Below are 22,970 nucleotides of genomic sequence, written 5' to 3' on the forward strand. Positions count from 1 at the left end.
TCAACCCATAACCCCAATCACCCGCGTACCCGCGAGCCGATCATGCAGAAACTGACGCTGCGGATCGAAGCGCCCAGTCGCGGCCCACACCACGAACCAGACGCCAGCGATCAGCAGCGTCTGCGGCACGCGCAACCCAAGCAACGGATGCAGCGCGAGCGGCGGCAGAAACCACAGCCACGCGAGCACGTAGCGGGCGATCGCGCGTGAGATGGAGAGCGGTGTGCCATCGGCCGCGACGACGCGCAAGCGCCAGGTTTTCATCGGCAGCGTCTGGCCGCCGTGGGTCCAGAACCACACGAAGTACACGCCGACCACGAGGCCGATCCATCCGGCCAGCAGGTTGTGGTGCGTGAGTCCGTTGCGCTGCTGCGTCAGCGTGCTGAACAGATAGCCTGCGATGAACACGACCCCGAACAGGATCACCGCCTCGTAAAGCAGCGCCGCGAGCCGGCGCCGCACGGTGGGCGCCATGCCGGGCGAGGCGGAGGGCAAGGTCGGGGTGACGAGCGGCTGGGACACGGGGCGGGGATCAGGAGCCGTTGAAGATCGACGGCGCCTCGGCCGGCGACACAGGCACCGGCGTGGCCGGCACGAAGCTGCCTGCTGCCGGAATCTCCGGAGGCGAAGGCAGTACGGCTGCGCCCGGCGCCGACGCGGCCACCGCGGCGCTCGCGGCGGCTGCATTGCTTGCGCCATGCTCACGCGCGTTGACGAAGCGGTCGATTCCCTTGATCTCGTTGCGTGCCGACGGCGGCGCGCTGACGACGCTCGGCCGGCGCTTGCGTTCGCTGGCGGCAAGCCGTTCCTTCTGTTCCTCGGACAGTTGCTGGTAAGCCTTCCACGCGTTCTGGCGAGCTTCGCGCGGCAATTCCTTCGACACTTGATAGTTCTCGCGCGCGACGCGGCGCTGATCGGGCGTCATGCGCACCCATTCGCTCATGCGCTCATGCAGACGTTTTTGCGCATCAGGCGACATCTTCGCGTAACGTGATGCGATCCTGATCCATTTTCGCTTACGTTCGTCGCTGAACGAATTCCATTGGGATGCGAACGGCGCGAGCGCGGTATGTTCGGCGGCACTCAGGCGCGACCACGCGAGCGGGCTGTTGCTGCCAGGCAGGCTGGGTAATTCGACGGACAGTGCAGGCGCGGGCGCCTTCGTCGCGAGGTTGCCGCTAGCCGAGGGGCTGGCCGCGGGCGACGGGCTCGGATGAAAGCGCGGGTACGTCGCGGCAAACGACACCAGCGCCGCAATCGTGCATCCGAAAACAACGGCGAGGCCGCGCTTGTAACTCACCCGAAGAATCTCCCGCTCAGTGGGCGCGTGAAAGATACGCGTTGAAGCCGTGGTCAAGGTAGGCATTGAGCGGCAGGTCGTCGCTTAGCATCGCGGCATCGATATCGGCGAGCTCGGCGGTGCGTTGGTGGTCTTCCCAGTACGCAATGCCGATGAGGCTCACCACCAGTGCGGCGAGCGGCCACGCGAGCGCGAAACGGCGCAGCGGCGAACGGCGGCGCGGCTGCTCGAAGCCGGCCTGCGGCATGGCCGCCGGCATGCCGGCGAAAGCAGGCGCGAATACCGGCGCGCTGACGGCTTCGGGCTTCCTGCGGGCAAGCGCCGCGCGGCGCGCCGCGGCGAGCCGGTCGACGGTAGCGGGGGGAAGATTGGCGGTGTTTTCGTCGAGCGCGCGGCGCACCTCGCGCGCGAACTCGAATTCTCTGGTTTCGAGGGAGCTCATAGCGTGATTCCTTTGGCCTTGAGCGCTTGTGCCAGCGTGTGGGTAGCCCGGGAGCAGTGCGTTTTCACGCTGCCTTCGGAACAGCCCATTGCGGCGGCAGTCTCGGCGACATCCATATCCTCCCAATAACGCATGAGAAACGCCTCCCGTTGACGTGCCGGTAATTTCCGGATCTCGTCGTCGATCAACTGCAGGACCTGCTCGCGCTCGAGCTTCTGCTCGTTGCTCTCGGCGCCGGCTGAACCTTGCGCGGCCTCGAATGTTTCGAGCGGGTCGAATTCGTCGTCGTCGGCATTGCCGAGCGACGAGAACAGGCTAATCCACGTATTGCGTACTTTGGCACGACGGAAATAGTCGTGCATCGCATTCTGCAGAATACGCTGAAACAGCAGCGGTAATTCGGCCGCCGGACGATCGCCGTACTTTTCGGCGAGCTTGATCATCGCGTCCTGCACGATATCGAGCGAGGCGTCGTCGTCCCGCACGGCGTAGACCGTCTGCTTGAATGCGCGCCTTTCGACGCCCGCCAGAAAATCGGCGAGTTCCTTGTCTGATGCCATCCGTTTGGGGGTCGGCGCAGCGGGCGTGCGCGTAATCGTTCGAAAAATGTCGTAAAACTCGCGGATGCTAACAAACTTTTGCGCCGCGAGGGGCGAAACGTGCTTTAACTTGCATTTGCATGACGGCCGCATGAGGGCTTGCCGCACTCCCGCCACGAGAATGATCGCGGTCAGGTCTGCCCGATTTTGCGCCCCGGCGCGCAAGCCGACGGCAATATTTGCTTGACCGTAAGCGCGCCAGACGCTATCTTCGCTGGTTCGCAACATAAGTGAGTTTGTCTCAATTGAGGTGTGGCCCAAGAAGCTCACCTGTCAACTGGACGCGCCGCTTGAACCCGAGCCACAAGCCCGGCAGAGAGCACCCGATCAATTTTTTGCCGAAAATTCGAAAGGTGAATAAATGAATATGCCCAGCGCGGAATTCTCCACGTCGGATACGACCCTCCATCACGAAGCAGACTCTATCGGCGCCACCGTGCTCATGAAGGCACTGGCCGACGAAGACGTCGAGTTCATCTGGGGCTATCCCGGCGGCTCGGTACTCTACATTTACGACGAGCTGTACAAGCAGGACAAATTCCAGCACGTGCTCGTGCGTCACGAACAGGCCGCCGTGCATGCCGCCGACGCCTACGCGCGCTCCACCGGCAAGGTCGGCGTGTGTCTCGTGACCTCCGGCCCCGGCGTCACCAATGCGGTGACCGGCATCGCCACCGCGTACATGGATTCGATCCCGATGGTGGTGATCAGCGGCCAGGTGCCGACTGCCGCGATCGGTCAGGATGCATTCCAGGAGTGCGACACGGTCGGCATCACGCGTCCCTGCGTGAAGCACAACTTCCTCGTGAAGGACGTGCGCGATCTCGCCGCCACCGTCAAGAAAGCGTTCTATATCGCCCGTACCGGCCGCCCCGGCCCGGTGCTGATCGACATTCCGAAAGACGTGTCGAAGGCGCCGTGCCAGTACGAGCCGATCAGGAGCGTTTCGCTGCGCTCATACAACCCGGTCACGAAGGGCCACTCCGGCCAGATCCGCAAGGCGGTTTCACTGCTGCTGTCGGCGAAGCGCCCGTACATCTACACCGGCGGCGGCATCATCCTCGCGGACGCCTCGCGTGAGCTGAACCAGTTCGCCGACCTGCTCGGCTATCCGGTCACCAACACGCTGATGGGTCTGGGCGGCTATCGCTCGAGCGACAAGAAATTCCTCGGCATGCTCGGCATGCACGGCACGTACGAAGCCAACATGGCGATGCAGCACTGCGACGTGCTGATCGCGATCGGCGCACGCTTCGACGACCGTGTGATCGGCGACCCGGCGCACTTCGCGTCGCGGCCGCGCAAGATCATCCATATCGACATCGATCCTTCCTCCATTTCCAAGCGCGTCAAGGTCGACATTCCGATCGTCGGCGACGTGAAGGAAGTGCTCAAGGAACTGATCGAGCAACTGCAGGCGGCCGAGCATGGTCCGGACACCGCGGCGCTCGCCGACTGGTGGAAGGACATCGAAGCCTGGCGCGCGAAAGACTGCCTGAAGTTCGATCGCAAGAGCGACATCATCAAGCCGCAATACGTGGTCGAAAAGGCGTGGGAGCTCACCGACGGCAATGCCTTCGTGTGTTCCGACGTCGGTCAGCACCAGATGTGGGCCGCGCAGTTCTACAAGTTCAACAAGCCGCGCCGCTGGATCAACTCCGGCGGTCTCGGCACGATGGGCTTCGGCCTGCCCGCGGCGATGGGTGTGAAGATGGCGCACCCGGACGACGACGTGCTCTGCATCACGGGCGAAGGCTCGATCCAGATGTGCATCCAGGAGCTGTCGACCTGCAAGCAGTACGACCTCCCGGTCAAGATTCTTTCGCTGAACAACCGCTATCTGGGCATGGTGCGCCAGTGGCAGCAGATCGAATACAGCAAGCGCTATTCGCATTCGTACATGGATGCGCTGCCCGATTTCGTGAAGCTCGCCGAAGCGTACGGTCACGTCGGCATGCGCGTCGAGCGCACGGCCGATGTGGAACCGGCGCTGAAGGAAGCGCTGCGGCTCAAGGATCGCGCGGTGTTTCTCGATTTCCAGACCGATCCGACCGAAAACGTCTGGCCGATGGTTCAGGCCGGCAAGGGCATCACCGAGATGCTCATGGGTTCGGAAGATCTTTAACGACGGGGCGTTTGGGCGCATTTGCACGCATTTTGCATAAACCCAGCGCTGGCTTCGTCATGCGCGCCTTCAAAAAAGGCGAGAGCAAACGAAGCGGCGCCGCACCGCTCGCGGACATCGACACAACATCTGGAAGAAGCGAAACATGAGACACATCATTTCCGTCCTGCTGGAAAACGAACCGGGCGCGTTGTCACGCGTGGTTGGTCTCTTCTCGGCACGCGGCTACAACATTGAAACCTTGACGGTGGCTCCGACCGAAGACCGTTCGCTGTCGCGCATGACCATCGTCTCCATTGGCTCGGACGACGTGATCGAACAGATCACGAAGCATCTGAACCGCCTGATCGAGGTGGTGAAAGTGGTCGACCTTACCGAGGGCGCCCACATCGAGCGCGAGCTGATGCTGATCAAGGTGAGGGCGGTCGGCAAGGAGCGTGAAGAGATGAAGCGGATGTCGGACATTTTCCGCGGCCGCATCATCGACGTCACCGAAAAGACCTACACGATCGAACTGACGGGGGCGAGCGACAAGCTCGACGCCTTCATCGAAGGGCTCGATTCCACGGCGATTCTCGAAACGGTCCGCACGGGCAGCTCGGGCATCGGTCGCGGCGAGCGCATTCTGAAGGTCTGACGCGCGGCGCTTTCAAACCCTGACGCCGTGCGCTGACGTCATGATCGCAAGGCCGGGCAGCGCATGATGAACCCGGCTCACAACACCTTATTCGCAGTACCTGAATTTCACTGAATCATCGAATCTAGCCAAGGAACCGACATGAAAGTTTTCTACGACAAGGACGCCGATCTCTCCCTCATCAAGGGCAAGCAGGTCACCATCATCGGCTATGGCTCGCAAGGCCATGCACACGCGCTGAACCTCAAGGAAAGCGGTGTGAACATCACCGTCGGTCTGCGCAAGGGCGGCGCATCGTGGAGCAAGGCTGAGAACGCCGGCCTGCAAGTGAAGGAAGTCGCGGAAGCGGTCAAGGGCGCGGACGTCGTCATGATGCTGCTGCCGGACGAGCAGATCGCCGACGTGTACGCGAAGGAAGTGCACGCGAACATCAAGCAGGGCGCAGCGCTCGCCTTCGCGCATGGCTTCAACGTTCACTACGGCCAGGTGATCCCGCGTGCCGACCTCGACGTCATCATGATCGCGCCGAAGGCGCCGGGCCACACGGTGCGCGGCACCTACTCGCAAGGTGGCGGCGTGCCGCACCTGATCGCGGTTGCGCAAGACAAGTCGGGCGCAGCGCGCGACATCGCCCTGTCGTACGCAGCGGCGAACGGCGGCGGCCGTGCCGGCATCATCGAAACGAACTTCCGCGAAGAAACCGAAACCGATCTGTTCGGCGAACAGGCCGTGCTGTGCGGTGGCACCGTCGACCTCATCAAGGCCGGCTTCGAAACGCTCGTCGAAGCGGGCTACGCGCCGGAAATGGCGTACTTCGAATGCCTGCACGAACTGAAGCTGATCGTCGACCTGATCTACGAAGGCGGCATCGCTAACATGAACTACTCGATCTCGAACAACGCCGAGTACGGCGAGTACGTGACGGGTCCGCGCATCGTGACCGCTGAAACGAAGAAGGCGATGAAGGCCGTGCTGACCGACATCCAGACCGGCGAATACGCGAAGAGCTTCATCATCGAGAACAAGGCTGGCGCGCCGACGCTGCAATCGCGCCGCCGTCTGACGGCCGAGCACCAGATCGAACAGGTCGGTGCGAAGCTGCGCGCGATGATGCCGTGGATCGCCAAGAACAAGCTCGTCGACCAGTCGAAGAACTAAGCGAGTCGCGGCCCAGGTCCGGCCCGATGCATTACTGTGTCGGCCGGGTGAATCAGGCCGGGCAAATCAAAAAGCCGTCCAAGGGTGCTGAACCCTGGGCGGCTTTTGCTATCCTACGGTTTTACAAAAACACAGAAGCCATCCATGAATTACCCTCATCCGATCATCGCGCGAGAAGGCTGGCCGTTCATCGCCATCGCGGCCGTCGTTGCATTACTGGTTCACGCCTTCGCGGGGTTCGGCATTGCGTGGATCTTCTGGCTGCTCCTGATCTTCGTCGTGCAGTTCTTCCGCGACCCGGCGCGTCCGATTCCGACTCAGGCGAATGCGGTGCTGTGTCCGGCCGACGGGCGCATCGTCGCGGTCGAAACCGCGCATGACCCGTATGCGAATCGCGAAGCGCTCAAAATCAGCGTGTTCATGAACGTCTTCAACGTCCACTCGCAACGCTCGCCGGTCGATGGCGCGATTTCCAAGGTCGAGTATTTCCCGGGCGCGTATCTGAATGCGGCGGTCGATAAAGCCTCGCTCGAAAACGAGCGCAATGCGATCGTGATCGAAATGGCCGGCGGCCAGACGGTGACCTCGGTGCAGATCGCGGGTTTGATCGCGCGGCGCATTCTTTGCTATGTCCGTGCAGGCGAGCCGCTGACCCGCGGCCAGCGTTACGGGTTCATCCGCTTCGGCTCGCGCGTCGACGTGTATCTGCCGGTGGGCAGCCGTCCGCGTGTGTCGATCGGCGAGAAGGTGTCGGCGTCGTCCACGATTCTCGCTGAGCTGTAAAGCGGCATAAAGGAGGTTGTCCGAATGGCCGCACTCAAACCGCGTCGACCCCGCACCAGCGGCCCGCTGCCACGGCCGTTCCGCCGTAACAAACCGGTGGTGACGGAGCCGTCGGCCATCGAGAGCCGGCGCGCGCAGCGTCAGCAGTTTCTGAGAAAGCGCGGCATCTATCTGCTGCCGAATGCATTCACCACGGCGGCGCTGTTCTGCGGCTTCTTCGCCGTCGTGCAGGCCATGAACGTGCGCTTCGAAATCGCGGCTATCGCGATCTTCGTCGCGATGGTGCTCGACGGCATGGATGGCCGCGTCGCGCGCATGACACATACGCAAAGCGCGTTCGGCGAGCAGTTCGACAGCCTGTCGGACATGGTGTCGTTCGGTGTCGCGCCGGCGCTCGTCATGTACGAGTGGATTCTCAAGGACCTCGGGCGCTGGGGCTGGCTCGCGGCGTTCGTCTACTGCTCGGGCGCCGCGCTGCGGCTCGCGCGTTTCAACACGAACATCGGCGTCGTCGACAAACGTTTCTTCCAGGGCATGCCGAGTCCGGCCGCCGCGGCGCTGATCGCCGGTTTCGTGTGGCTCGCCACCGACAACCGCGTGCCCCTCAAGCTCGTCTGGCTGCCGTGGGTCGCGTTCGTGCTGACCATTTATGCGGGCGTGACGATGGTGTCGAACGCGCCGTTCTACAGCGGCAAGGCGCTCGACGTGCGGCATCGCGTGCCGTTCGGCGTGATCCTGCTCGTGGTGGTCGCGTTCGTGCTCGTGTCGTCCGATCCACCGCTGATGCTGTTTGGTCTCTTCGTGCTGTACGGTCTGTCCGGCTATGTGTTCTGGGCTTATCAGGCGGTGCGCGGCAGGGCGAATCCGGCGCGCTCGGTGACGCGCGACCGGTGACGGTGCAGCCAGCGCTTTTGCGTCGGCGCTCAAAGAAAAACGGCAGCCCGCGGGTTGCCGTTTTTCTTTGATAGCGCTTCGTTGCGCAGCCCGCTTCAGAGTTGCATGCCGGCCGCTTCTCAACAGCTTCTCAACGGCTTGGCAACGGTGTTCGCGGCCCAGCGTAAACCTCGCCGCCGGCCGCTCCGGCGCGCATTGCACGGCCGCGTGAATGTCGCTATAGTCGTCGGATAAGCGCGTTTGCGTGGCCGTCCGAGCCTTGTCGTCGAGACCGATTTCCACGCGGCGCCATCATGCTTCTTTCTCGCCTTGATGCATTTGCTCCGTGTGTTTCGGTCGCGGCCATTGCGGCCATCGCGGCCGTGTCGTGAGCGGCAGCGCCAATCTCCGAATTCCAAATCCTATCCCCACATCTGAACGACTCCCGAGGAGACCCGACATGTCCGACAAACTGATCATTTTCGACACCACGTTGCGCGACGGCGAGCAATCGCCCGGCGCTTCGATGACGAAGGAAGAAAAGATCCGCATTGCGAAGCAACTCGAGCGGATGAAAGTCGACGTGATCGAAGCCGGCTTCGCGGCCAGCTCGAACGGCGACTTCGACGCGATTCACACGATTGCGGGTCTCGTGAAGGACAGCACGATCTGCTCGCTCGCCCGCGCGAACGACAAAGACATCCAGCGCGCCGCCGACGCGCTCGAGCCCGCCGATCATTTCCGCATCCACACGTTCATCGCGACGTCGCCGCTGCACATGGAAAAGAAGCTGCGCATGACGCCGGACCAGGTGTTCGAGCAGGCCAGGCTCGCCGTGCGTTTCGCGCGCAAGTTCACCGACGACGTCGAGTTCTCGCCCGAAGACGGCAGCCGCTCCGACATGGACTTCCTGTGCCGCGTGCTCGAAGCGGTGATCGCCGAAGGCGCGACCACGATCAACATCGCGGACACGGTCGGCTACGGCGTGCCGGAGCTGTACGGCCAGCTCGTCAAGACGCTGCGCGAGCGCATTCCGAACTCGCACAAGGCAGTGTTCTCGGTGCATTGCCATAACGACCTCGGCATGGCGGTCGCGAATTCGCTTGCCGGTGTGCAGCTTGGCGGCGCGCGCCAGGTCGAATGCACGATCAACGGGCTCGGCGAGCGCGCGGGCAATACGTCGCTCGAGGAAATCGTAATGGCGGTGAAGACCCGCAGAGATTATTTCGGCCTCGATATCGGGCTCGACACGACACAGATCGTGCCGGCCTCGAAGCTCGTGTCGCAGATCACCGGCTTCGTCGTGCAGCCGAACAAGGCGGTGGTCGGCGCGAACGCATTTGCTCACGCGTCGGGCATCCACCAGGACGGCGTGCTCAAGGCGCGCGACACCTACGAAATCATGCGCGCCGAAGACGTGGGCTGGACCGCGAACAAGATCGTGCTCGGCAAGCTGTCGGGCCGCAATGCGTTCAAGCAGCGTCTGCAGGAACTCGGCATCGCGCTCGATAGGGAGGCGGAACTGAACGCCGCGTTCGCGCGCTTCAAGGAACTGGCCGACCGCAAGTCGGAAATCTTCGACGAGGACATCATCGCGATCGTCAACGAGGAATCGGCGGAAGCGCAGGAGAAGGAGCACTACAAGTTCCTGTCGCTGTCGCAGCATTCGGAAACCGGCGAACAGCCGCACGCGAAGATCGTGTTCTCGGTCGAGGGCAAGGAGATCACCGGCGAAGCGCGCGGCAACGGCCCCGTCGACGCGACGCTCAACGCGATCGAAACGGAAGTGGGCAGCGGCTCCGAGCTGCTGCTGTACTCGGTCAACGCGATTACGACCGGCACGCAGGCGCAGGGCGAAGTGACGGTCCGGTTGTCGAGGAGCGGGCGTATCGTCAACGGCGTGGGCACCGATCCGGATATCGTCGCGGCATCCGCGAAGGCGTATATCTCCGCGCTCAACAGGCTGTATTCGAACGCGGACAAGCTCAATCCACAACGCTCGGAGTAACGTGAGCGCAGCGCGCTGATTGCGCGCGATCTTGTGCGTGCCGTGGAAATGTCGTGAAAAGAAGCCCCGTGCGGTTCAGTGCACGGGGCTTCTTTTTGGGTGGTCGCCTTGGGGTGCCGTGGGCGAGGACCGTCGCGCTGCGCGGTTTCGCGCACAACGCGTGAGGAGTCGCTCAGAACAGGCTGCGGCGATCCGGGTCGTGCAACGGGTCGGGCGTTTTCTGCGTGAGCCGCAGGATGCCCTGATCGTCGAAATAGAAGCTGTACAGCATGTACCAGACGTTGTCTTCGAGATAGCGATAGGTCCAGACTTCGCGCTTCATCAGCGGGAAGTAGGACGTTTCGACCGGGCGGCCGAAGTTCACGAGCACGTCGCCGCGCGTCCATTTGCCGATCTCGGCGCGGTAGAACTCGTTGGGCTGCAGCACCTGGCGCATGTTGACGATTTTGCCGGCCGCGTCGATGTCGGCGGCGGTGGTGGTTTCGCCCATCGGCTGGGTCGGCCACATCAGGCGCTTGCCGCCGTTGGGCAGATCATAGGTTTCGCGCGGCGGACCGAGGCGCGCGATGATCGTCGATGCGTCCGCTCCCTGGCTGTACTGCTGCCAGGGCTGTGCGCAGCCGGCGAGCGCCAGTGCGCTCAGGCAGACGAGCGCGGCGCGGCGCAGGCGTGCGCCGGCCGGCGCCGCGATCGAGGCCGCCGTGCGGTGGTGGCGGTTCAGCATGTATTCCTCCGATGGCGTTTGAGTAGCGTTTCTTATCATCGAGACGCACCATTTTGACACGCGCTGCGGCAAAAGACGCGCGCTTCGTGATCGCCCTCCTGGTAGAACGGTAACGGATGCGCCGGCTTGCCTATTCCATGTGCGGCATCCTATGATCCGCGCTTCGAGGATTCAGGCGGGGCGGTAACGATGGCAATCTGGCAACGGTCGGCGGCAGCGGCGCTGACGGCGATTTCGATGGCGGTGGGGGCGAGTGCGGTTCATGCGGCGACGGCAAATTCGGCAGCCGCTCAGGCAATGAGTGTGGCGGCAGCCCCCGTCGCAGACGCCGCGGGCAAGCCGGCGAACCAGCCGGCAAACCAGCCAGCAAACGGATCGGCGGGCCCACTGGCCGATAAGCCCACCGGCACGCCGATCCAGCTCGCGCTGATCGAAGGCATGTCCGGCCCGTTCGCGAACGCCGGTGCGGCGGTCGAGCGCAATCTGCGCTTCGGCGTCGAGCAGGTGAATGCGCACGGCGGTGTGAAGCTCGCGGACGGCGCGCACCCCTTCGAACTGGTCGTGCTCGATAGCAAAGGCAGCGCCGAGGAAGCGCTCACGCAGTTGCGCGCGGCCGCTGACCGCCATATCGGCTACATCCTGCAGGGCAACAGCTCGGCGGTCGCTGCCGCACTGATCGGCGCGATCGACAAGCAGAACAGCCGCGAACCGGACAACCGCGAACTGTTCCTCAACTATTCCGCCGACGACCCCGCGCTCACCAACGCGAGCTGCAGCTTCTGGCACTTCCGTTTCGACGCCCACGCGGGCATGCGCATGGCCGCGCTCGCCGACGTGATCGAGCGCGACAAGGCGGTAAAGAAGGTGTATCTGCTGAACCAGGATTACAGCTTCGGCCACGACGTCAGCAGTCTCGCGCGCTCGACGCTGGCGGCGAAACGCCCGGATATCGCGGTGGTCGGCGACGAATTCCACGCGATCGGCCGCGTGAAGGACTTCGCGCCCTATATCGCGAAGATTCGCGCGAGCGGCGCGGACGCTGTGATCACGGGCAACTGGGGCAACGACCTGACGCTGCTCGTCAAGGCGGCGCGGGAGCAGGGGCTCGACACGAAGTTCTACACGTTCTACGGCAACAGCCTCGGCGCGCCGGCGGCGCTCGGCGAGGCGGGTGTCGGTCACGTGATCGCGGTGGCCGAGTGGCATCCGAACGTGGGCGGAGCGGCCTCCGACGCCTGGTATGCCGCGTTCCGCACCCGTTTCCCGGCCGCGCAGGACGACTATCCGGTGCTGCGCATGCCGCTCATGATCGAAACGCTCGCCGCCGCGATGAAGCGCGCCGGCAACGCTGATCCGACGGCGGTCGCGAAAGCGCTCGAAGGCATCCGGTTCGATAACGGCTTTCACGCATCGTGGATGCGCGCCGACGACCACCAGCTGATCCAGCCCCTTTACGTGATGGAGATGGACAAAGCCGGTACGCCGGGCGTGCGTTTCGATAACGAAGGCTCCGGCTACGGATTCCTCACGGTGCTGGCGCTGCCGTCCGAGCGCACGATCCTGCCGACCGTGTGCAAGATGCGGCGTCCGTGAGGCGAGCGATGGCTATGGCCGCCGGGCCGCGCCGGGCGGTCCTGGAGGCCCTGAGCGGTACGCAACCCGCCTTGCCAGCCGTGGGGTTCGCGGCCGGAGCACGCTGTGCTACAATACGCGTCCCGTTATGGGGCTGGGTTCTGATTCAGCCGATTCAACCATGAACGGGGCTCAGTAAATTTTGTGAAACGGGTAATCCACGGCACGGCCTTTCTTCCGTGACCGCCTGTCCAGTTATCAAGGAAATCGACATGTCCGCAGTTGAAGCAAGCAAGAAGTCCGAAGTCGTCGCGCAATTCGCACGCGCAGCCAACGACACCGGCTCCCCCGAAGTTCAGGTCGCACTGCTCACGACCCGTATCAACGAACTGACCTCCCACTTCAAGGAGCACACGAAGGATCACCACAGCCGCCGCGGTCTGCTGCGCATGGTGAGCCGCCGTCGCAAGCTGCTCGACTACCTGAAGGGTAAGGACGCGGATCGTTACCGCAGCCTGATCGAGAAGCTGGGTCTGCGTAAGTAATCGGCCAGTCGTTCAGCAAGATGCCTGTGTCAGTTTCGCTGATACAGGCATTTTGTTTTTGCACGGCACGCTTCATGTGACGTGCGCCACCTGTGATCTGCGGCGTATGCCGGTTCGCGCGGCGCCCACAGGCAAGGCAGTATCAGCAGCAAAACGAGCAGTAAAGCAGCAGCAACAGAAACATGGCCGGGCTTCAGGGCGGAGTTTTGTGTCATTCCAGCGGTTCGCGCGTACTCGCGTGGCGCGTGGTTCTCTGGAATGGCATAACACGACTCTTCCCATGCGGCGCCGGCCCCGGCGTTGCCGCGCCGCTTCCGGTCCGCGCGGCATTACGATGAGGAAAAGCAATGACTATGTTCAACAAGATCGTCAAAGAGTTTAAGTGGGGGCAGCATACCGTCCGCCTCGAAACCGGTGAAATCGCTCGCCAGGCGAGCGGTGCGGTGATCGTCGATGTCGAAGACACCGTCGTGCTGGCCACCGTGGTCGGCGCAAAGACCGCCAAGCCGGGTCAGGACTTCTTCCCGCTGACCGTCGACTACCTCGAAAAGACCTACGCCGCCGGCAAGATCCCGGGCGGCTTTTTCCGCCGCGAAGGCCGTCCGTCGGAAGGCGAGACGCTGATCTCGCGCCTGATCGATCGTCCGCTGCGCCCGCTCTTCCCGGAAGGCTTCTACAACGAAGTGCAGGTCGTGATTCACGTGCTGTCGCTGAATCCGGAAATCCCCGCCGACATCCCCGCGCTGATCGGCGCGTCGGCGGCGCTCGCGGTGTCGGGCCTGCCGTTCAACGGCCCGGTCGGCGCGGCACGCGTGGCCTACATCAACAACGAATACGTGCTGAACCCGACGCGTCCGCAGATGAAGGAATCGGCGCTCGACCTCGTCGTCGCCGGTACGGAGCGCGCGGTGCTGATGGTGGAATCGGAAGCGCAGCAACTGAGCGAAGAAGTGATGCTCGGCGCTGTCGTGTTCGGCCATGAGCAGATGCAGATCGCGATCGACGCGATCCACGAGCTGGTCCGCGAAGGCGGCAAGCCGGAATGGGACTGGCAGCCGGCGCCGAAGAACGAGCCGCTGATCGCGCGCGTCACGGAACTCGCGCAAGCCGATCTGCTCGCCGCTTACCAGATCCGCGACAAGCAGGCTCGCTCGACCAAGCTGAAGGAAGTCTACGCGGCAACGTCGGCGAAGCTCGAGGAAGAAGCAGCGGCAGCCGGCACCGTGGCGGCCGACAAGGCATCGGTCGGCAACGTGCTGTTCGACATCGAGGCGAAGATCGTCCGTACGCAGATCCTGGACGGCGAGCCGCGTATCGACGGCCGCGACACGCGCACCGTGCGCCCGATCGAAATCCGTACCGGCGTGCTGCCGCGTACCCACGGCTCGGCGCTCTTCACGCGCGGCGAAACGCAGGCGATGGTGGTCGCGACGCTCGGCACGAAGGGCGACGAGCAGAACATCGACGCGCTCGAAGGCGAATACCGCGAACGCTTCATGCTCCACTACAACATGCCGCCGTTCGCGACCGGCGAAACGGGCCGCGTCGGTTCGCCGAAGCGCCGTGAAATCGGTCACGGCCGTCTCGCGAAGCGCGCGCTCGTCGCGTGCCTGCCGAGCGCCGATGAATTCGGCTACTCGATCCGCGTCGTGTCGGAAATCACCGAGTCGAACGGTTCGTCGTCGATGGCTTCGGTGTGCGGCGGCTGCCTCGCGCTGATGGACGCAGGCGTGCCGATGAAGGCGCACGTCGCGGGCATCGCGATGGGTCTGATCCTCGAAGGCAACCGCTTCGCGGTGCTGACCGACATCCTCGGCGACGAAGATCACCTCGGCGACATGGACTTCAAGGTCGCGGGTACCGAGCACGGCGTGACCGCGCTGCAGATGGACATCAAGATCCAGGGCATCACCAAGGAAATCATGCAGGTCGCCCTCGCGCAAGCGAAGGAAGGCCGCATGCACATCCTCGGCAAGATGACCACGGCGGTGTCGGGCGCGAACACGCAATTGTCGGAGTTCGCACCGCGCATGATCACGATCAAGATCAACCCGGAAAAGATCCGCGACGTGATCGGCAAGGGCGGTTCGGTGATCCGTGCGCTGACCGAGGAAACCGGCACGACGATCGACATTTCGGACGACGGCGTCGTCACCATCGCGAGCACGAACAGCGAAGGTATGGCCGAAGCGAAGAAGCGTATCGAGAACATCACGCTCGAAGTCGAAGTGGGCCAGGTGTACGAAGGCACCGTGCTCAAGCTGCTGGATTTCGGCGCGATCGTGAACATCCTGCCGGGCAAGGACGGTCTGCTGCATATCTCCGAGATCGCCAACGAGCGCATCAAGGACATCAACGACTATCTGAAGGATGGCCAGCAGGTGAAGGTCAAGGTCATCCAGACGGACGAGAAGGGTCGTGTGCGTCTGTCGGCGAAGGCTTTGCTGAACGACGCCGCGAACGGTGCGCCGCAAGGCGAACCGACGCCGCAGTAACGCGGTAGCGGACAACGGCCGGCAGCGTGTATGCGCTCCGGCCGTTTTTCATGCAGGATGGATTGCGTTGCGGATTCAAACGGCGGCGCGGCAGATGCCTGCAACGGGTAGGCAACGCAATCCAATCTTGGAGTTGACGCAGATGAAAGCGATCGAAATCACCGAATTCGGTGCGCCTGAAGTCCTCAAGCTGGCGGAGCGGCCGATGCCGCAACCCAAGGCAGGCGAGGTGCTGATCAAGGTGGCGGCGTCCGGCATCAATCGTCCGGATGTGTTTCAGCGCAAGGGCGGCTATGCGCCGCCCCCGGGTGCATCTGACCTGCCTGGGTTGGAGGTGGCGGGCGAGATTGTCGGCGGCACGATCGACGAGAAGAACAACCCGTTCGGCCTGAAAATCGGCGATCGCGTGTGCGCGCTGCTCGCGGGCGGCGGCTACGCGGAGTACGCGAGCGCGCCGCTGCTGCAATGCCTGCCGGTGCCGGCGGGGTTGTCGGACGTCGAGGCGGCGTCGCTGCCCGAGACCTTCTTCACGGTATGGAGCAACGTGTTCAACCGCGCGCAGCTCGGCCAGGGCGAGGGCGGGCCGAACGAAACGCTGCTCGTGCAGGGCGGCTCGAGCGGCATCGGCGTGACGGCGATCCAGATTGCGCACGCGCTTGGTTTTCGCGTGTTCGCGACGGCGGGGTCGGACGAAAAATGCCGCGCGTGCGAAGCGTTGGGCGCGGAGCGCGCGATCAACTACAAGACGGAAGATTTCGTCGAGGTCATCAAGTCGCTGACGAACGATCGCGGCGTCGACGTGATTCTCGACATGGTGGCGGGCAGCTACGTGCCGCGCGAGCTTACGGCGCTGGCCGACGGCGGGCGCCTCGTGCTGATCGCGCTCCTCGGCGGAGCGAAAGCGGAACTGAATCTGCACGAGGTATTGCGCCGCCGTTTGACGGTGACCGGCTCGACGCTGCGTCCGCGGCCGATCGAATTCAAGGCGCGGATCGCCGCGCAACTGAAGGAGCGCGTGTGGCCGCATCTCGAAGCCGGCCGCATCAAGCCGATCGTGTATCGCGTGCTTCCGGCCGCGCAGGCTGCCGAAGCGCATGCGCTGATGGAAAGCAGCGCGCACGTCGGCAAGATCGTGCTGAGCTGGAAGCAGGACGCTTGACACGGCTGGTTTGACCCGCTTCCCCCCACGCAGTAAAATTGCACGTTTTGCGCGCGCCGGATAAACCCGACGGGCGGACTGCGGGCGAGGGGCGGAAAGCGGGGAATGAATGCAGGAAATGCCGCGCACGAAGTCCGCTGGTATCCGCTGGCAGTACACGCAAAACAGGACAACACGAGACGATGTCGAAACAGCAACGAGCCAAACTGGTAGTCGGTAACTGGAAGATGCACGGGCGCCTCGCCGCGAATGCCACGCTGTTGCAGGCTGTGGCGCAAGGCTCCGGCGAATTGCCGGCCGACGTGCGTGTTGGGGTGTGTGTGCCGGGTGTCTATCTCGCGCAGACGCAGGCGTTGCTCGAAGGCAGCCGGGTCGAGTGGGGCGTGCAGGACGTCTCCGCGTTCACGCATGGCGCCTATACCGGTGAAGTAGCCGCGCCGATGGTGACGGATTTCGGCGCCATGCTCGCAATCGTCGGGCACTCGGAGCGTCGTGCGTACCATCGCGAAAGCGCCGAACTGGTTGCGGTAAAAACGCAGCGCGCGCTGGAAGCGGGTTTGACGCCGATCGTCTGCGTGGGCGAAACGCTCGAAGAGCGCGAAGCCGGTTCGACCGAGCAGGTGGTCGGCGCGCAACTCGATGAAGTGCTGGCGAAGCTGTCGGCGCAGGAAGCGGCCCGTCTCGTTGTTGCTTACGAGCCGGTCTGGGCGATCGGCACCGGCAAGAGCGCGACCGCGGAGCAGGCTCAGGCGGTGCATGCGTTCCTGCGTGCGCGTCTTGCGGCGAAGGGCGCGGCGGACGTGCCGTTACTGTACGGCGGCAGCGTCAAACCGGAAAACGCGGAAGAACTGTTCCGCCAGCCGGATATCGACGGTGGCCTGATCGGCGGCGCGTCATTGAAAGACCAGGATTTCCTGGCGATCTGCAGGGCGGCGGCCGTCACGAGCGTCGCCGGTTGAGCAGGGCGCCTCGGCGAGGATGACTCCATTTCGCGCGGCACGTTGTGTGCGGCGCGGTTAAATAAAGACTCAGGTGAGTGTGATGCTGTATTTGAAAACATTGATTATCGTCGTTCAGTTGCTGTCGGCGCTCGGGGTCATCGGACTCGTCTTGCTGCAGCACGGCAAAGGCGCCGACATGGGCGCGGCGTTCGGCAGCGGCGCCTCGGGCAGTCTGTTCGGCGCGACGGGCTCGGCTAACTTTCTGTCGCGTACCACGGCTGTGCTCGCCGCCGTGTTTTTCATCACGACGCTGGCGCTTACTTACCTCGGCGCGTATCACACGAAACCTTCTGCTGGCGTGCTTGGCGCGGCAGTGACCGCACCGGCGGCACCTGCTGGCGCGTCGGCGCCGGCTCCTGTTTCGGCGCCGGCCCAGGCTGCGGCACCGGCTTCGCCAGCGTCGGTTCCGGCTACGGGCGTGCCGAAATAAATTTTCGTCAGACGTGCTTTTGTGCGTTGAACAAACTGCTTAAACAAGTTACAATTCAAGTCTTGAAGCGATTCGCGGGTTTTATAAGTTGTTTTCCCGGATTGCATAGAGTGCCGACGTGGTGAAATTGGTAGACACGCTATCTTGAGGGGGTAGTGGCGAAAGCTGTGCGAGTTCGAGTCTCGCCGTCGGCACCAAATGTTATCTAAATGCCAGCCGCTTGCTTCGCTTCGGCTGGCATTTTCACTTCTGGCGCATGATCGTAGCGCTTGCGTCATGTGCGTTGAAGAAGTGATTTAGCGTCAGGGGTGCTATGCTCCTGAGGGCACTCAGAACCAACCGATTGAGGATTGTCTTGAACCTCGCAGCCTATTTCCCCGTTTTGTTGTTCCTCATTGTGGGCACCGGTTTAGGCGTAGCACTGGTCAGTATTGGCAAGATCCTCGGTCCCAACAAGCCCGACACCGAGAAAAACGCACCGTACGAGTGCGGCTTCGAAGCATTCGAAGATGCGCGCATGAAGTTCGACGTGCGCTACTACCTCGTCGCCATTCTCTTCATCATTTTCGACCTTGAGACCGCATTCCTGTTTCCGTGGGGCGTGGCCCTGCGCGATATCGGCTGGACTGGCTTCATGGCAATGATGATTTTCCTGCTCGAATTCCTGCTTGGCTTTGCCTACATCTGGAAGAAGGGCGGCCTCGACTGGGAATGATGGATTAATCGCCGGTTTGCGTGGGTGGCCAGGCTTGCCGCCCCGTCTGGAGTGGAAAGCAAATGAGTATCGAAGGGGTCTTGAAAGAAGGGTTTGTCACCACCACGGCGGACAAACTGATCAACTGGACGCGCACCGGCTCGTTGTGGCCGATGACGTTCGGTCTTGCGTGCTGTGCGGTCGAAATGATGCATGCGGGTGCGGCCCGTTATGACCTCGACCGTTTCGGCGTGGTGTTTCGTCCGAGTCCGCGCCAGTCGGACGTAATGATCGTCGCCGGCACGCTGTGCAACAAGATGGCGCCCGCTTTGCGCAAGGTCTACGACCAGATGGCCGAGCCGCGCTGGGTGATCTCGATGGGCTCGTGCGCGAACGGCGGCGGCTATTACCACTATTCGTACTCGGTGGTGCGCGGCTGCGACCGGATCGTCCCGGTCGACGTGTATGTGCCGGGTTGTCCGCCCACAGCGGAAGCGCTCGTGTATGGCGTAATCCAGTTGCAAGCCAAGATTCGCCGCACCAACACCATCGCCCGTCAATAAGGCCAACGCCTCCCCACAATATGGCAAGCAAACTCGAGACCCTGAAAGCGAACCTCGAGGCGGCCTTTGGCGGCCTCCTGTTGAGCACTACCGAAGCCATCGGCGAGCTGACGATCGTCGTGAAGGCAGCCGACTATCTCAATGTGACAAAGCGTCTGCGTGACGAACGCTCGCTCGGTTTCGAGCAATGCGTCGATCTGTGCGGCGTCGACTACCAAACCTATGCCGACGGTGCTTACGACGGCCCGCGTTTCGCGGCCGTGCTGCATCTGCTGTCGGTGCAGAACAACTGGCGTCTGCGTCTGCGCGTGTTCGCGCCGGACGACGACATGCCGATCCTGCCGTCCGTCGTCGAGATCTGGAATTCGGTCAACTGGTACGAGCGCGAAGCGTTCGACCTGTACGGCATCGTCTTCGAAGGTCACCCGGACCTGCGTCGCATCCTGACCGACTACGGTTTCATCGGTCACCCGTTCCGTAAGGATTTCCCGGTCTCCGGCTACGTTGAAATGCGTTACGACCCGGAAGAGAAGCGCGTCGTCTATCAGCCTGTGACGATCGAGCCGCGGGAAATCACGCCGCGCGTGATCCGCGAGGATCGCTATGGCGGTCTGAAACACTAAGAGAACGCCATGGCAGAGATCAAGAATTACACGCTCAACTTCGGCCCGCAGCACCCGGCAGCGCACGGTGTGCTGCGCCTCGTGCTCGAACTCGACGGCGAAGTCATCCAGCGCGCCGATCCGCACATCGGTCTGCTGCATCGCGCGACTGAAAAGCTCGCCGAAACCAAAACGTTCATCCAGTCGGTGCCGTACATGGACCGTCTCGACTACGTGTCGATGATGGTCAACGAGCACGGCTATGTGATGGCGATCGAAAAGCTGCTCGGCATCGACGTGCCGTTGCGCGCGCAATACATTCGCGTGCTGTTCGACGAAGTCACGCGCGTTCTGAATCACCTGATGTGGATCGGCGCGCACGCGCTCGACGTCGGCGCGATGGCGGTGTTCCTCTACGCGTTCCGCGAGCGCGAAGACCTGATGGACGTGTACGAAGCGGTATCCGGCGCACGGATGCACGCGGCCTACTACCGTCCGGGCGGTGTCTATCGCGATCTGCCTGACGTGATGCCGCAATACAAGGCGTCGAAGATTCGCAATGCGAAGGCATTGTCGAAGATGAACGAGAACCGCCAGGGTTCGCTGCTCGACTTCATCGACGACTTCTTTACGCGCTTTCCGAAGTGCGTCGATGAATACGAAACGCTGCTCACCGACAACCGGATCTGGAAGCAGCGTCTGGTCGGCATCGGCGTGGTGAGTCCGGAGCGCGCGCTGCAACTCGGCATGACCGGCGCGATGCTGCGCGGCTCGGGCATCGAGTGGGACCTGCGCAAGAAACAGCCGTACGAAGTGTATGACAAGCTCGACTTCGACATTCCCGTTGGCGTGAACGGCGACTGCTACGACCGTTATCTGGTGCGCGTCGAAGAAATGCGTCAATCCACACGCATCGCGAAACAGTGCATTGAGTGGCTGCGCAAAAATTCGGGCCCGGTGATGACGGACAATCACAAGGTTGCGCCGCCGTCGCGAGTCGGCATGAAGTCGAACATGGAAGATCTGATCCATCACTTCAAGCTGTTCACCGAGGGCTTCCATGTGCCCGAAGGTGAAGCGTACGCCGCGGTCGAACATCCGAAGGGCGAGTTCGGCATCTATCTGATCTCGGACGGCGCCAACAAGCCGTATCGCCTGAAGATTCGCGCACCGGGCTATGCGCACCTGTCCGCGCTCGACGAAATGGCGCGCGGGCACATGATCGCCGACGCAGTGACGATCATCGGCACGCAGGACATCGTGTTCGGCGAAGTGGATCGCTAGGACGTATTCATCGACGTGCGTCTCCGGTTACCACACCGGCACGCGCGTCAAGCAAAGGAACGCCGGGTCTGTCGCAGCAAGATATGAGCGACGGGTTTTCGTTCGGTAGGAATTGAAAGAGTCGTGTCTGAAAATGATCTCAGCTGAAGGCCTGAAAGAAATCGATCGTGCGATCGCGAAGTATCCCGCCGATCAGAAACAGTCCGCCGTGATGTCGGCGTTGGCTACTGCTCAGGAAGAGCATGGCTGGCTGTCGCCCGAACTCATGCAGTTCGTCGCGGATTATCTCGGCATGCCGGCAGTCGCCGTGCAGGAGGTGGCAACCTTCTACACGATGTACGAGACCTCGCCGGTCGGCAAGCACAAGATCACGCTTTGCACGAACCTGCCGTGCCAGCTCGGCCCGGATGGCGGCTCCGAGAGCGCCGCTGAATACCTGAAGCAGAAGCTCGGCATCGACTTCGGCGAAACCACGCCCGACGGCAAGTTCACCCTGAAAGAAGGTGAGTGCATGGGTTCGTGCGGCGATGCGCCGGTGATGCTGGTGAACAACCATCGCATGTGCAGCTTCATGAGCCGCGCGAAGATCGACCAGCTGCTCGAGGAACTTTCCAAATGACGTCTTTACACGATCGTCACATCAAACCGCTGATTCTCGCTGGTCTGAACGGCGATAACTGGCATCTCGAAGACTACGTGGCGCGCGGCGGTTACGCCCAGCTGCGCCGTATTCTGGAAGAAAAGATCCCACCCGAGCAGGTGATCGCCGACGTCAAGGCGTCGGGTCTGCGTGGCCGTGGCGGTGCGGGCTTCCCGACCGGTCTGAAGTGGAGCTTCATGCCGCGTCAGTTTCCGGGTCAGAAGTACCTCGTCTGCAATTCGGACGAAGGCGAGCCGGGCACGTTCAAGGACCGCGACATCCTGCGCTTCAATCCGCACTCGCTGATCGAAGGCATGGCCATCGGCGCGTACGCGATGGGCATCACGGTCGGCTATAACTACATCCACGGCGAGATCTGGGAAGTCTACAAACGCTTCGAAGAAGCGTTGGAGGAAGCTCGCCGCGCCGGGTTCCTCGGCGACAACATCATGGGCTCGGGCTTCTCGTTCCAGCTGCATGCGCACCACGGTTACGGCGCGTATATCTGCGGCGAAGAAACCGCGCTGCTCGAATCGATCGAGGGCAAGAAGGGCCAGCCGCGCTTCAAGCCGCCGTTCCCGGCAAGCTTTGGCGTGTACGGCAAGCCGACCACGATCAACAACACCGAAACGTTCGCGGCAGTGCCGTTCCTGCTCGCGATCGGTCCGCAGAATTACCTCGAAATCGGCAAGCCGAACAACGGTGGCACGAAGATTTTCTCGGTGTCGGGCGACGTCGAGCGTCCGGGCAATTACGAAATTCCGCTCGGCACGCCGTTCGCGACGCTGATGGAACTCGCCGGCGGCATCCGCGGCGGCAAGAAGATCAAGGCCGTGATTCCTGGCGGCTCGTCGGCGCCGGTCATTCCGGGCGACATCATGATGCAGACCGACATGGATTACGACGCGATCGCGAAGGCCGGCTCGATGCTCGGCTCGGGCGCGGTGATCGTGATGGACGAGACGCGCTGCATGGTGCGCTCGCTGCTGCGTCTGTCGTACTTCTATTTCGAAGAGTCGTGCGGTCAGTGCACGCCTTGCCGCGAAGGCACGGGCTGGCTGTATCGCGTCGTGCATCGTATCGAGCATGGGCTCGGCCGTCAGGAAGACCTGGATCTGCTGAACTCGGTCGCGGAAAACATCATGGGCCGTACGATCTGCGCGCTCGGCGACGCAGCGGCCATGCCGGTTCGCGGCATGCTCAAGCACTACTGGGACGAATTCGAATATCACGTCGCCCACAAGCATTGCCTCGTCGGCGGCCATGCCGGCACGGCGGCGGCGCCGGAAACAGTGGCTGCATGAAGTGGCTGCCTGAGGTGGCTGCTTGAGTCAGG

General features: G+C 62.8%; 23 protein-coding genes and 1 tRNA gene. 19 read left to right on the top strand and 5 right to left on the bottom strand.

What is annotated here, in order from left to right:
* Genes B9Z01_RS15980 through B9Z01_RS15995 form a run of 4 tightly spaced genes read right to left on the bottom strand, consistent with a single transcriptional unit; the run spans position 1 to position 2,302 of the window.
* Positions 1–522: an RDD family protein gene (locus B9Z01_RS15980; protein ID WP_085484634.1), complete on the bottom strand. Its 522-nt coding sequence runs from the start codon at positions 520–522 to the stop codon at positions 1–3.
* A gap of 10 nt (positions 523–532) precedes the next feature.
* Entirely contained in the window at positions 533–1,300 is a 768-nt protein-coding gene (locus B9Z01_RS15985; protein ID WP_085484636.1) for a DUF3106 domain-containing protein, read from the bottom strand.
* A gap of 16 nt (positions 1,301–1,316) precedes the next feature.
* A complete protein-coding gene (locus B9Z01_RS15990; RefSeq protein WP_085484638.1) occupies positions 1,317–1,742 on the bottom strand; it encodes a DUF3619 family protein in 426 nt (141 codons plus the stop codon).
* Positions 1,739–2,302, bottom strand: coding sequence for an RNA polymerase sigma factor (locus tag B9Z01_RS15995; RefSeq protein ID WP_085484810.1), 564 nt, complete (start codon positions 2,300–2,302; stop codon positions 1,739–1,741). The genes B9Z01_RS15990 and B9Z01_RS15995 overlap by 4 nt, the downstream gene beginning before the upstream one ends.
* Positions 2,303–2,702: 400 nt before the next feature.
* Here B9Z01_RS15995 and B9Z01_RS16000 point away from each other — a divergent pair, with 400 nt between their 5' ends.
* From B9Z01_RS16000 to B9Z01_RS16025, 6 genes are all read left to right on the top strand, one after another.
* Positions 2,703–4,466 (top strand): acetolactate synthase 3 catalytic subunit, encoded by a 1,764-nt coding sequence (locus B9Z01_RS16000; protein WP_085484640.1) that lies wholly within the window; start codon positions 2,703–2,705, stop codon positions 4,464–4,466.
* Positions 4,467–4,611: 145 nt separating this feature from the next.
* Positions 4,612–5,103 carry an acetolactate synthase small subunit gene (gene ilvN / locus B9Z01_RS16005; RefSeq protein ID WP_025602412.1) on the top strand — a complete coding sequence of 164 codons (492 nt, stop codon included), beginning with the start codon at positions 4,612–4,614 and terminating at the stop codon, positions 5,101–5,103.
* Positions 5,104–5,244: 141 nt separating this feature from the next.
* Positions 5,245–6,261, top strand: coding sequence for a ketol-acid reductoisomerase (gene ilvC, locus B9Z01_RS16010; protein ID WP_085484642.1), 1,017 nt, complete (start codon positions 5,245–5,247; stop codon positions 6,259–6,261).
* A gap of 144 nt (positions 6,262–6,405) precedes the next feature.
* On the top strand, positions 6,406–7,044 hold the full coding sequence (locus tag B9Z01_RS16015; RefSeq protein WP_085484644.1) for a phosphatidylserine decarboxylase: 639 nt from the start codon (positions 6,406–6,408) through the stop codon (positions 7,042–7,044).
* 24 nt (positions 7,045–7,068) lie between these two features.
* Complete coding sequence (gene pssA, locus B9Z01_RS16020; protein ID WP_085484646.1) at positions 7,069–7,938, top strand: CDP-diacylglycerol--serine O-phosphatidyltransferase; 870 nt, start codon at positions 7,069–7,071, stop codon at positions 7,936–7,938.
* A 439-nt stretch (positions 7,939–8,377) separates the two neighbouring features.
* Positions 8,378–9,925 (top strand): 2-isopropylmalate synthase, encoded by a 1,548-nt coding sequence (locus tag B9Z01_RS16025; protein WP_085484648.1) that lies wholly within the window; start codon positions 8,378–8,380, stop codon positions 9,923–9,925.
* A 172-nt stretch (positions 9,926–10,097) separates the two neighbouring features.
* Here B9Z01_RS16025 and B9Z01_RS16030 read toward each other — a convergent pair whose 3' ends face one another.
* The gene (locus B9Z01_RS16030) at positions 10,098–10,649 is read right to left on the bottom strand and encodes a hypothetical protein (RefSeq protein WP_085484650.1); all 552 of its coding nucleotides are present in this window, start codon (positions 10,647–10,649) and stop codon (positions 10,098–10,100) included.
* A 189-nt stretch (positions 10,650–10,838) separates the two neighbouring features.
* On the opposite strand from B9Z01_RS16030, the gene B9Z01_RS16035 reads away from it, so the two are divergent.
* From B9Z01_RS16035 to nuoF, 13 genes are all read left to right on the top strand, one after another.
* Positions 10,839–12,242: a branched-chain amino acid ABC transporter substrate-binding protein gene (locus B9Z01_RS16035; protein WP_085484652.1), complete on the top strand. Its 1,404-nt coding sequence runs from the start codon at positions 10,839–10,841 to the stop codon at positions 12,240–12,242.
* A gap of 251 nt (positions 12,243–12,493) precedes the next feature.
* Entirely contained in the window at positions 12,494–12,766 is a 273-nt protein-coding gene (gene rpsO, locus B9Z01_RS16040) for a 30S ribosomal protein S15 (RefSeq protein ID WP_008920609.1), read from the top strand.
* A gap of 347 nt (positions 12,767–13,113) precedes the next feature.
* Positions 13,114–15,261: a polyribonucleotide nucleotidyltransferase gene (gene pnp, locus B9Z01_RS16045; protein WP_208626020.1), complete on the top strand. Its 2,148-nt coding sequence runs from the start codon at positions 13,114–13,116 to the stop codon at positions 15,259–15,261.
* Between the two features lie 142 nt (positions 15,262–15,403).
* Positions 15,404–16,420: an NAD(P)H-quinone oxidoreductase gene (locus B9Z01_RS16050; RefSeq protein ID WP_085484657.1), complete on the top strand. Its 1,017-nt coding sequence runs from the start codon at positions 15,404–15,406 to the stop codon at positions 16,418–16,420.
* A 182-nt stretch (positions 16,421–16,602) separates the two neighbouring features.
* Complete coding sequence (gene tpiA / locus B9Z01_RS16055; RefSeq protein ID WP_085484659.1) at positions 16,603–17,379, top strand: triose-phosphate isomerase; 777 nt, start codon at positions 16,603–16,605, stop codon at positions 17,377–17,379.
* An 82-nt stretch (positions 17,380–17,461) separates the two neighbouring features.
* Positions 17,462–17,851: a preprotein translocase subunit SecG gene (secG, locus tag B9Z01_RS16060; RefSeq protein WP_085484661.1), complete on the top strand. Its 390-nt coding sequence runs from the start codon at positions 17,462–17,464 to the stop codon at positions 17,849–17,851.
* Positions 17,852–17,963: 112 nt separating this feature from the next.
* Positions 17,964–18,048: transfer RNA gene (locus B9Z01_RS16065), tRNA-Leu, on the top strand.
* 158 nt (positions 18,049–18,206) lie between these two features.
* Entirely contained in the window at positions 18,207–18,566 is a 360-nt protein-coding gene (locus B9Z01_RS16070; protein ID WP_025496704.1) for an NADH-quinone oxidoreductase subunit A, read from the top strand.
* A gap of 62 nt (positions 18,567–18,628) precedes the next feature.
* A complete protein-coding gene (locus tag B9Z01_RS16075) occupies positions 18,629–19,108 on the top strand; it encodes a NuoB/complex I 20 kDa subunit family protein (protein WP_006052903.1) in 480 nt (159 codons plus the stop codon).
* Positions 19,109–19,128: 20 nt separating this feature from the next.
* Entirely contained in the window at positions 19,129–19,731 is a 603-nt protein-coding gene (locus B9Z01_RS16080; RefSeq protein ID WP_085484663.1) for an NADH-quinone oxidoreductase subunit C, read from the top strand.
* 9 nt (positions 19,732–19,740) lie between these two features.
* Positions 19,741–20,994, top strand: coding sequence for an NADH-quinone oxidoreductase subunit D (locus B9Z01_RS16085; RefSeq protein WP_085484665.1), 1,254 nt, complete (start codon positions 19,741–19,743; stop codon positions 20,992–20,994).
* A gap of 133 nt (positions 20,995–21,127) precedes the next feature.
* Positions 21,128–21,613 (top strand): NADH-quinone oxidoreductase subunit NuoE, encoded by a 486-nt coding sequence (nuoE, locus tag B9Z01_RS16090; protein ID WP_085484667.1) that lies wholly within the window; start codon positions 21,128–21,130, stop codon positions 21,611–21,613.
* Positions 21,610–22,938 (top strand): NADH-quinone oxidoreductase subunit NuoF, encoded by a 1,329-nt coding sequence (nuoF, locus tag B9Z01_RS16095; RefSeq protein WP_085484669.1) that lies wholly within the window; start codon positions 21,610–21,612, stop codon positions 22,936–22,938. The genes nuoE and nuoF overlap by 4 nt, the downstream gene beginning before the upstream one ends.
* The last annotated feature ends 32 nt before the right edge of the window (positions 22,939–22,970 follow it).

Source organism: Paraburkholderia susongensis (genome assembly GCF_900177725.1).
GTDB lineage: Bacteria > Pseudomonadota > Gammaproteobacteria > Burkholderiales > Burkholderiaceae > Paraburkholderia > Paraburkholderia susongensis.

Excerpts from the sequence above, each read along its gene's own strand:
- B9Z01_RS16080 (WP_085484663.1), top strand. The coding sequence starts at position 19,129 with ATGGCAAGCAAACTCGAGACCCTGAAAGCGAACCTCGAGGCGGCCTTT.
- B9Z01_RS16030 (WP_085484650.1), bottom strand. The coding sequence starts at position 10,649 with ATGCTGAACCGCCACCACCGCACGGCGGCCTCGATCGCGGCGCCGGCC.
- nuoE (WP_085484667.1), top strand. The coding sequence starts at position 21,128 with ATGATCTCAGCTGAAGGCCTGAAAGAAATCGATCGTGCGATCGCGAAG.
- ilvC (WP_085484642.1), top strand. The coding sequence starts at position 5,245 with ATGAAAGTTTTCTACGACAAGGACGCCGATCTCTCCCTCATCAAGGGC.
- B9Z01_RS16085 (WP_085484665.1), top strand. The coding sequence starts at position 19,741 with ATGGCAGAGATCAAGAATTACACGCTCAACTTCGGCCCGCAGCACCCG.
- tpiA (WP_085484659.1), top strand. The coding sequence starts at position 16,603 with ATGTCGAAACAGCAACGAGCCAAACTGGTAGTCGGTAACTGGAAGATG.
- pssA (WP_085484646.1), top strand. The coding sequence starts at position 7,069 with ATGGCCGCACTCAAACCGCGTCGACCCCGCACCAGCGGCCCGCTGCCA.
- ilvN (WP_025602412.1), top strand. The coding sequence starts at position 4,612 with ATGAGACACATCATTTCCGTCCTGCTGGAAAACGAACCGGGCGCGTTG.
- B9Z01_RS15995 (WP_085484810.1), bottom strand. The coding sequence starts at position 2,302 with ATGGCATCAGACAAGGAACTCGCCGATTTTCTGGCGGGCGTCGAAAGG.
- pnp (WP_208626020.1), top strand. The coding sequence starts at position 13,114 with ATGACTATGTTCAACAAGATCGTCAAAGAGTTTAAGTGGGGGCAGCAT.
- secG (WP_085484661.1), top strand. The coding sequence starts at position 17,462 with ATGCTGTATTTGAAAACATTGATTATCGTCGTTCAGTTGCTGTCGGCG.
- B9Z01_RS16015 (WP_085484644.1), top strand. The coding sequence starts at position 6,406 with ATGAATTACCCTCATCCGATCATCGCGCGAGAAGGCTGGCCGTTCATC.
- nuoF (WP_085484669.1), top strand. The coding sequence starts at position 21,610 with ATGACGTCTTTACACGATCGTCACATCAAACCGCTGATTCTCGCTGGT.
- B9Z01_RS16000 (WP_085484640.1), top strand. The coding sequence starts at position 2,703 with ATGAATATGCCCAGCGCGGAATTCTCCACGTCGGATACGACCCTCCAT.
- rpsO (WP_008920609.1), top strand. The coding sequence starts at position 12,494 with ATGTCCGCAGTTGAAGCAAGCAAGAAGTCCGAAGTCGTCGCGCAATTC.
- B9Z01_RS16025 (WP_085484648.1), top strand. The coding sequence starts at position 8,378 with ATGTCCGACAAACTGATCATTTTCGACACCACGTTGCGCGACGGCGAG.
- B9Z01_RS15990 (WP_085484638.1), bottom strand. The coding sequence starts at position 1,742 with ATGAGCTCCCTCGAAACCAGAGAATTCGAGTTCGCGCGCGAGGTGCGC.
- B9Z01_RS16075 (WP_006052903.1), top strand. The coding sequence starts at position 18,629 with ATGAGTATCGAAGGGGTCTTGAAAGAAGGGTTTGTCACCACCACGGCG.
- B9Z01_RS16035 (WP_085484652.1), top strand. The coding sequence starts at position 10,839 with ATGGCAATCTGGCAACGGTCGGCGGCAGCGGCGCTGACGGCGATTTCG.
- B9Z01_RS16050 (WP_085484657.1), top strand. The coding sequence starts at position 15,404 with ATGAAAGCGATCGAAATCACCGAATTCGGTGCGCCTGAAGTCCTCAAG.